A 6,934-nucleotide genomic window follows, 5' to 3' on the forward strand; every position below is an offset into this window, starting at 1 on the left:
ACCGAGTGATGCGAGCTATGCGTTGTGCACAGGACGGACCACGTGTCATCAGACTGTCATTCCGGAGTTACATCCGAAGACATTTTCCGATCGAGATCCGTTTATGGCCGTTTCAGACCGTAATCAGAATATTGCCGGAGCGTATCCGGCAATGCGACTCCGCGCGCGTTGCACACGTGGACTGCTTCTCGGCGCGACCGTTCTGGCTGCTATCCCGACAGCTTATGCACAGTCGGCAACCACCTCGTCAGCTCTCGTGACCCATCATGCCCGGCGGCATGCACATCACGCGGCGGCACAGGCGAGGCCGACGGTTGCCGCACCGGCGACGGCCGCCGGGACAGCAGCCCCTCCCGCATCCGGCAATGCAGCGCGTAACGCTGCCGTGGTGTCGCAGGGTGCGGGCAACGCGAGCATGCCGGCCCCGAAGGCAGAAAGCGTCGTCGTGACCGGCACGCTGTTTCGCGACCCGAATCTCGTCAGTGCGTCGCCTATCACTCGTCTGACATCCACGCAGCTACAGCAGCGCGGCATCAAGACCGTCACCGATGCGCTGCAGCTCCTGTCGTCCAACGGTGCGGGCAACCTGACCAACGCGTTCTCGGCGAACGGCGCCTTCGCGGCTGGTGCTTCGGCACCGTCGCTGCGCGGTCTGGGCACATCATCGACCCTCGTCATGATGGACGGCATGCGTCTTTCTTATTACCCGCTCGCCGACGACGGCACGCGCGATTTCGTCGACACGAACTGGATGCCGGCATCCATCATGGACCGGATCGACGTGCAGGAAGACGGCGGTTCCGCGATCTACGGCGCTGACGCCGTGGCCGGCGTCGTCAACATGATCACGCGCCAGCAGATCAAGGGCTTCGAAGGCAATGCCGAGGGCGGTCTGGCCCAGGGCGGCTACGGCGGACATACACGTCTGTATGGCACCTACGGTATTGGCGACCTGGATCACGACGGCTATAATTTCTATGTCAACTCCGAATATCAGGAGGATGACGCGATCACGAATGATCAGGTTGGCTATCCATATAATACCAGCAATCTGACCGGGATCGGCGGCGGAAATGCTGAGAGCAACATCTATTCCAACGGCACTATCAGTAATTTTGCGCAGACGCCGCAGACTGTGGCACAGGCATTCGACAGTAGTGGCAACGCTGTCAGCGGCTATAACCTCGCGAACCCATCAGCTGGATGCGGGTCAACAGGCACGGTGCATACCGGAACTGTTTCTGGAACACCTTCAGGCACCACCAGCACGCTATGCCAGTACAATTCAGTCAAGAACGGGACAAACACCTATCAGGTTGTCCAACCGTATGACCGGCGTGTCGAGGCAACGGCGCATCTGACGGTAAACGTCGGCAGCCGTGCCCAGTTGACGAGTATGTTCACGTATTCGCAGAATCTTTCATTTTTCACTGGAAGCCCGTCTTCCTTCTACGCGAACACGCAGTCGGAACTCGGTACCAGCGAGGGTGTTTTGGCACCGGCGCGGCTCGCGAATGGATCGCTCAACCCTAACGATCCGTATGCCGCATCGGGGCAGAGCGCCCAGCTGTATGGATTGATGGACGAGCCGACAACGACGACCGAATTCAGCCAGAATTATCGCGGATCGCTGCACCTGACCGGCTGGGAACCATCCAAGTGGGGTGGCGACTGGAACTATGACAGCAGCTTCGTCGGCATGAACACCGATCTGGCGCAGACGTATACCGGCTACATCAATGTTGCCGATCTCGACAGCGCGATCCAGAACGGCACTTACAACTTCATCAACCAGTCTGCCAATTCCCAGGCTGCACGAAACGCGATCGCGCCGTCGGACGAAGTGCACGACAAGACGCAGGAATATTCCTGGCAGGCAACCCTTTCCAAGGGGCTGGTTCGACTGCCGGGCGGTATGCTCAACCTCGCGATCGGCACCAACGTCCGTTACGAATCCCTGCTCGCTGTCGATGCTAACCCAGTTAATGCCGCTGATCCGAATGACCAGTATGAGACGATCAACCCGGTCAGCGCGCAGGGTCATCGTTGGGTCGAGTCCGGCTATTTCGAGCTGAACGCGCCGATCGTGAAGATGCTGAACGCGGACTTCCAAGGTCGTTACGACGCCTACTCGACGGGCTTCAGCCACTTCTCGCCGAAGATTGGCGTCGAGTTCAAGCCGTTCAAGGAATTCCAGCTCCGCGGCACCTGGTCCGAGGGCTTCCAGGTCCCGAGCTTCTCTCAGACGAGTGGTTCGACCATTGGTTATGTCGGTGCTTCGGCGCCCACCAACGAGGCGTGGCTGGCTCAGCACAGCACGAACGGCGTGCCGAACACCTACGCCCAAGCTTATAGTCTTGGACTGGAAACGGTGGGTAATCCCAACCTAAAGCCGGAGACGAACAACACGTTCACCGGTGGGCCAATTTTCCATCCGCTGCCGTGGATCACGCTTGGCGCGACATACTATTACATCAACGAGCACAACGTAATCGTTGCGAATCCGACGCCATACTCGACGGTGGCTGCAGCCTACGCGGCGGCCAATACGACAAAGACAATGACTATCGATGGCGACACGGTCATCCCGGACGTGGCGGATCCGCAGAATCCGACCGGCGCACGTCGCGCGGGCATCATTGAGTCGTCCTACATCAACGCCAACAGCCTCGTCACCGACGGCGTCGATCTGTCGCTGAGCTTCAATCATCGCCTCCCCGGTGTCCTGCATGACATCAATTGGTTCAGTTCGGGCCGGGCAACCTGGGTGCACCGTTACAACGAATCGGTCCCGGGTGTCGGCGTCGAGCGGTTTGCCGGCAGTGAAGGTCCGTGGCAGCAGGTGTCGGCATCGGGCACGCCGCGCTGGCGTGCTAACTGGCAGAATACTTTTACCTGGAAGAAGCTGTCGTCCACGCTGACCGTCTATTACACTGGCGGCTACCATGCTCAGGCCGATGATGCGACGGGCACCGGCTCTGTCGGTAACTGCGCGCTTTCACTCTATTCGAGTGTCAGCAGCTTCTATCCGTCTCAGTGCAACGTGCGTCACTTCTGGGACATCGACCTGACGGAGAACTACCAGTTCACCAAGCGCATCGGCGTCTACGTGAACATTTACAACCTCGCTGGCTTCAAGTCGCCATACGATTACGGCACCTACGGCTCCTACCTCTACAACTCGTCCTGGGCTCAGAACGGTGTGATCGGTCGCGCCTTCCGGTTCGGCGTGAACATGAAGCTCTGACCTGTCAGGGCAACGCAAGTCCGGTTAGCCGGGCCTGTGTTCACTCTTTCTTCCGGAGTCGGGGCAGGAATGCCCCGGCTTTTTTTATAAAAGATTGCCGGCAGAGCACCTGAATTGCTCGCTTGTTGCTACCCGCCAATCTGCGGGGACGGGCTACTATCTGACGACAGATCGATAGGGGATTCCAGGTTCCAGCAGTCAGGCTTTCGTGTCGGTTCTCGAATATTGCGTCATCATGATCCTTCGGAGCACTATTCCGCCGCTGGATGACTCCGCTATGTGTTGCGTCAGGCAGCGAGGCGGAGTGTTCGAAAGACAGATGTTTCGTGTCGGTTCGCGCATTCTCGATCTGTTACTGCCGCCACACTGCGCATGTTGTGGCTCGGAAACCCAAACTGCCGGATTGTTCTGTTCCGACTGCTTTTCGACGCTGCAAGCGATCGGGTCGCCGAGCTGCAGAAGGTGCGGCACCGCTTTCGCGAGCTCATCGTTTGGAGGGCGGAAAGGGATCTGCGCTGCTTGCGAGGCGACGCCTCCGCCATGGGACGAAGCGCGGGCCGCGTATGTCTACGACGAACAGTCACGGCGGCTCATTCTTTCACTGAAATATTCCGACCGGACGGAAAATGCGTCCGTGCTCGCACGCGCCATGGCGCGTGCGGGACACGACATGCTTCTGCGGGCCGATATCGTGGCACCGGTTCCTTTGCATCGATCGCGGCTCTGGCGCAGGCGCTACAATCAGGCGGCGCTGATTGCCGCGGCGCTGCGCCAGAGCCGCGATTTCACGCTGCTGCCGGATCTTCTGGAACGGACCCGTCGCACGCCGAAGCTGGCGCGCCTCAATCAGGCCGAGCGACTGCGCGTCATGTCGGCAGTTGTGGCCGTACGCTCCCGCTATGCTTCGCGGGTGCGAGGTGCTCGAATCGTGCTCGTGGACGATGTTCTGACGACAGGTGCGACCCTGGGCGCATGCGCCTCGGCGTTGCGCAGCGCAGGTGCCGCCTCGATCGATGTTCTCGTCGCCGCGCGCACGGCGGCTCCTGCGAACGAAGGCTGGGAGACCCCGCCATTTCCAGGCCTGTATGACGAGGGTGCGCAAGCTGTGACCGGGGGGCGCGATTGACACGGTGTCGGTGGTCGCCATCTGAATGCGACCATGGCAGAACTGCCGTAGGGATCACAGTGGGGCCGCATATGCCGAAAGTTGAAATCTACACCCAGCCTTACTGCCCGTTTTGCGTTCGGGCGGTTGCGCTGTTGAAGAACAAGGGCGTGGCATTCGAAGAGATCGATGCCCGGCATGGCACACCGGAGCGGGAAACGGCCCGTGTGCGCTCCGGAGGTGGGACGACCGTGCCGCAGATCTTTATCGATGATCGGGCGATCGGCGGGTGCACCGAACTCGTGGCGCTGGATCGGTCCGGGAAGCTCGATCCACTGCTTGGCCTTGCATGAATGTCGAGGTGCCATGATCCGTTATGATCTCGTCTGCACAGCGGGCCACGGGTTCGAGGGCTGGTTCCAGAACAGCAATGCCTTCGCGGATCAGGCTGCCCGTCACCTCATAGCCTGTCCGGATTGCGGGGGAACCGAGGTTCATCAGGCTCTCGCGACTCCGGCCGTGAGAGCCGGGGGGCGTAATGAGGCGCCCGTGCCGCAGCTTCCCGATGCGATGGTCGCAGCACTTCAGAGGATGCGCGCCACGATCGAGCGGACGTGCGAAAACGTGGGAACGCAGTTCGCCGACGAGGCGATCAGAATTGAGCGCGGAGAAGCACCCGCGCGTGGAATATATGGCGAGGCGACGGCAGCGGACCGCGATCGTCTGGAGGATGCAGGCGTTGAAGTCATGGCTGTACCGTGGGTGCGTCGCGCCGATGGGTAGGTTGGCGCGGTTGGCAGCATGGCTGGCTGTGGTCGCCCTGATCGCGCCGGCCGGCATGCCCCGGGCGCGGGCGAGTGATGCTGCTGCTGTCAGCGGGCAATGGTTGGCACAGGAGCATGATGGTGTCATCACCATCGGCGCCTGCGGTACCGGCAAGGGCGATGCCGCCGAACTCTGCGGCAGACTGATCGGCATGCAATATACCGGCGCGCCCCCAAAGGATGTCTGGGGACGGCCCCAGTGCGGCATCGTCATGCTGTTCGGCTTCAAGCCCGGAGACGAGGGCCGATGGGATGGACGGATCCTCGACCCGCAGACCGGACGCCTTTATAGCGCCCGTATCTGGTCGCCGCGTCCGGACGTTCTCAATCTGCGTGGCTATATCCTCGGTATGCCGTTCCTCGGCGAGACGCAGACCTGGACGCGCTACCATGGTAAGATCGGGCCGGAATGTACGATGCCGCCGTGACGATCGTCCCGTCGTCCTGCTTTGTGGAAAGGATTCTAATGCACCACTCGTTCAGCCGCCGCCGTTTCGCGAAAGGGATGATGGCGGGAGCGGGCGCGGCCATTCTCGGTGACCGGGCCGCCCGGGCTGATGATGGTCCGACGCCACCGCCGAAGTCACGCACACTCTGCTTCGTCGGTGGGTATACCAAGCACGGACCTCCGGGTGGCGAAGGAAATGGGGAAGGCATCGCGGTTTTCGAGATGTCTGACACTGACGGGTCGCTGACCCCTGTCAGCACGTTCACCGACATTGCGAGCCCGTCCTTCATCACGCTGTCGGCGGACAGCCGTTTTCTGTATGCGATCAGCGAAATCAATGATTTCGACAAGGATGGGAACGGCTGTGTCACGGCGTTCGCAGTCGATCGCCGGAGTGGATCGCTCAGTAAGCTGAATGCAGTCAGCACCGGCGGCGCAGTTCCAGCGCATCTGAGTGTTCATCCGTCGGGCAAGTACGTTCTGATCGCGAATTATGTCGGCGGCAGCGTTGGCGTGGTTTCGATCAAGCCGGACGGATCGCTGGGCAAGCTGACGGACGTGGTCCACAATTCCGGTCCGCGCCAGCCCTCGCGTGCTGCGGATAACCCGCAGGGCAATTTCGCGATCAGTGATCACTCGGGCTCCCATGTGCATATGGTGTCCACGGACCCGAGCGGGAGGTTCGTGCTGGCCGACGATGCTGGCCTCGATCGCGTATATGAGTGGACGCTCGATCTCGCGACCGGGACGTTGCATCCGGCGCAGACACCGTATTTCGACATGACGCCCGGCTGTGCCCCGCGCCACTTCGCCTTCAACAAGGCAGGCACGACGATGTACAATCTATGCGAACAGGACAGCAAGGTCGTCGTTTCGGCGTTCAATCCGAAGACGGGCATGATCACGCCGCGCCAGACGGTCAGCACCGTGACGTCTCATTTCCACGGCAGCACACTGGCAGCCGAGATCCTTCTCTCGCCGGAAGGAAAATACGTCTACGCGTCGAACAGGCTGGGTGATTCGCTCGCCGTGTTCGAGATTGGCGCGGATGACACGCTGACGCTGGTCGACGAAGTGTGGATGCACGCTGATTACGGGCGCGCGATGATGTTCGATCCGAGCGGATCCTACCTGTTCTGCGCAAACCAGCGCAGCGATGCAGTGACGTGTTTTGCCGTGGACAAGAACAACGGGAAGCTGTCGTTCACGAACCACTTCACGCCAGTCGGCAGTCCGACGACGTTTGCGTTCATGCGTACGCTGGCCTGATCATAAGGCTCGGCGGGCGCGATAAATGTCGCGCCCGCCGA

7 protein-coding genes and 1 pseudogene are annotated in these 6,934 nt (G+C 60.8%); 7 read left to right on the forward strand and 1 reads right to left on the reverse strand.

Features of this window, described 5'->3' with window-relative positions:
• Window positions 1-285: 285 nt before the first annotated feature.
• Window positions 286-456, reverse strand: coding sequence for a hypothetical protein (locus tag B8446_RS16640; RefSeq protein WP_241767778.1), 171 nt, complete (start codon window positions 454-456; stop codon window positions 286-288).
• On the opposite strand from B8446_RS16640, the gene B8446_RS12645 reads away from it, so the two are divergent.
• The 7 genes and pseudogenes from B8446_RS12645 to B8446_RS12670 all read left to right on the forward strand — a co-directional run bounded on the left by B8446_RS12645 (window position 446) and on the right by B8446_RS12670 (window position 6,893).
• Window positions 446-3,247, forward strand: coding sequence for a TonB-dependent receptor domain-containing protein (locus B8446_RS12645; protein ID WP_241767779.1), 2,802 nt, complete (start codon window positions 446-448; stop codon window positions 3,245-3,247). The two genes, B8446_RS16640 and B8446_RS12645, sit on opposite strands and share 11 nt — an antisense overlap.
• 319 nt (window positions 3,248-3,566) lie before the next feature.
• Window positions 3,567-3,758: pseudogene (locus tag B8446_RS16735) on the forward strand (double zinc ribbon domain-containing protein); the annotation flags it as partial.
• A gap of 123 nt (window positions 3,759-3,881) precedes the next feature.
• Complete coding sequence (locus B8446_RS16740; protein ID WP_306301112.1) at window positions 3,882-4,373, forward strand: ComF family protein; 492 nt, start codon at window positions 3,882-3,884, stop codon at window positions 4,371-4,373.
• 71 nt (window positions 4,374-4,444) lie between these two features.
• Window positions 4,445-4,705: a glutaredoxin 3 gene (gene grxC / locus B8446_RS12655; RefSeq protein ID WP_048850153.1), complete on the forward strand. Its 261-nt coding sequence runs from the start codon at window positions 4,445-4,447 to the stop codon at window positions 4,703-4,705.
• Between the two features lie 13 nt (window positions 4,706-4,718).
• The gene (locus B8446_RS12660; protein ID WP_048850155.1) at window positions 4,719-5,135 is read left to right on the forward strand and encodes a DUF1178 family protein; all 417 of its coding nucleotides are present in this window, start codon (window positions 4,719-4,721) and stop codon (window positions 5,133-5,135) included.
• The gene (locus B8446_RS12665) at window positions 5,128-5,604 is read left to right on the forward strand and encodes a DUF2147 domain-containing protein (RefSeq protein WP_048850157.1); all 477 of its coding nucleotides are present in this window, start codon (window positions 5,128-5,130) and stop codon (window positions 5,602-5,604) included. The genes B8446_RS12660 and B8446_RS12665 overlap by 8 nt, the downstream gene beginning before the upstream one ends.
• Window positions 5,605-5,642: 38 nt before the next feature.
• Window positions 5,643-6,893 (forward strand): lactonase family protein, encoded by a 1,251-nt coding sequence (locus B8446_RS12670; protein WP_048850159.1) that lies wholly within the window; start codon window positions 5,643-5,645, stop codon window positions 6,891-6,893.
• Window positions 6,894-6,934: the final 41 nt, after the last annotated feature.

Origin of the sequence: Tanticharoenia sakaeratensis NBRC 103193, from assembly GCF_000963885.1 — a bacterium.
In the GTDB taxonomy this organism is placed as follows: Bacteria; Pseudomonadota; Alphaproteobacteria; order Acetobacterales; family Acetobacteraceae; genus Tanticharoenia; species Tanticharoenia sakaeratensis.